The following is a 1,335-nucleotide window of genomic DNA, read 5'->3' on the forward strand; positions in this document are numbered from 1 at the left end:
AGGTGTCGCCATTTTCTTTAGCTTAGTTGTGACAAATGATGCAGGACTTTATCATTATCTTTATTTTCAAGTTCTTCAATGATATGGATATATGTTTCTTGCGTTGTTGTCGTATTAGCATGTCCTAGTCGTTTAGCAACACTAGCAACTGATACTCCTTCATATAACAATAGTGAGGCATGAGTATGTCGTAAGCCGTGAATTGAGATCGTAGGGATGTCAAGTTTATAGCAATACTTCTCTAGCAATTCATTGATTGTCGAATTAAAAACTCGCTTATTATGTTGAACGAATATTGGCCAGTTACTTTCTTTACCATCAACGAGTGAACGAAATTGATTCATTAAGTGCCAATCAACCATTATGGTACGATTAGAAGATTCGTTCTTTGTCTTTTGAAAGCTGCCAATTGGGCTTTTATAGTTCCATGATTTATTAACAATAATTTCTTGCTTTTCAAAATCAAAGTCTTCTGGCGTCAATGCTAATGCTTCAGCAAACCGTAATCCTGTTTTAGCAACGAGTAAAATGAACCAATCCCAATTTAATTCATCACCAAGATTAAGATGGCGAAGAAGCTTTTGTAATTCATAAAGGCTAAGAAATTTACTTTTCTTATGACTAGGAGCACACCCTTTAATAATTGCTCGTCTAGTAGGATCATGTTCTAATAAACCTTCATCTAACGCATCTACTAAGGCAGCTTTTAAGTGGTGATGAAAATCAAGGGTTGTCTGTTTTTCGTGGGTAGTTGCATAATCATTTAATAATTTTTGATATGATTGCCGAGTTAAATCATTCATGTGCAACTCGGGCGCTAACTGTTTAATTTTACGGTATGTTAAGTAGTACTTATCAAGCGTAACTTTCCGAACCGCTTTCTCTTTATATAACCTAATCCAATCAATGTAATACTTATAGAACAATTTAGTGCTGTAGTGTTTTCGAGACATAATAAAACCTCCAATAAATAATTTTGTGTCAAGAACACAAATGTATTATTTGTTGGAGGTTGATTTTATGCAATGGTTAGATGAAAAGGTTTTGGAGGAGGAACTTTTTGAGAGTATTTAAATTTGTTACCTTCTTTTGCTGCAATTCTAATGAGGCTTGTAAATTTTTTAAAAGTAGGGAAACCTTTTCTTGCTCATGGTGTTGCTCTGGTACTTTAACACTTGATTTCTGTACAACAGAGATGTAATGACGAGCATGTCCTTCTTTTATAAATTTTGTAGTATCTGGTATAAAAAGTATAAAGGATAATCAGTTTTAGCAGTCAGAATTTTTATAGCAGATGACTTTACCATAAATGGGAAATTGACAAACTTATTATCC

1 protein-coding gene is annotated in these 1,335 nt (G+C 33.6%); it reads right to left on the bottom strand.

Translation table 11 applies throughout. The features are described 5' to 3' along the window. Nucleotides 1–17: 17 nt before the first annotated feature. Nucleotides 18–953 carry a site-specific integrase gene (locus HMPREF0549_RS03665; protein ID WP_003716901.1) on the bottom strand — a complete coding sequence of 312 codons (936 nt, stop codon included), beginning with the start codon at nt 951–953 and terminating at the stop codon, nt 18–20. Between the last annotated feature and the right edge of the window lie 382 nt (nt 954–1,335).

Source organism: Limosilactobacillus vaginalis DSM 5837 = ATCC 49540 (assembly GCF_000159435.1).
Lineage (GTDB): Bacteria > Bacillota > Bacilli > Lactobacillales > Lactobacillaceae > Limosilactobacillus > Limosilactobacillus vaginalis.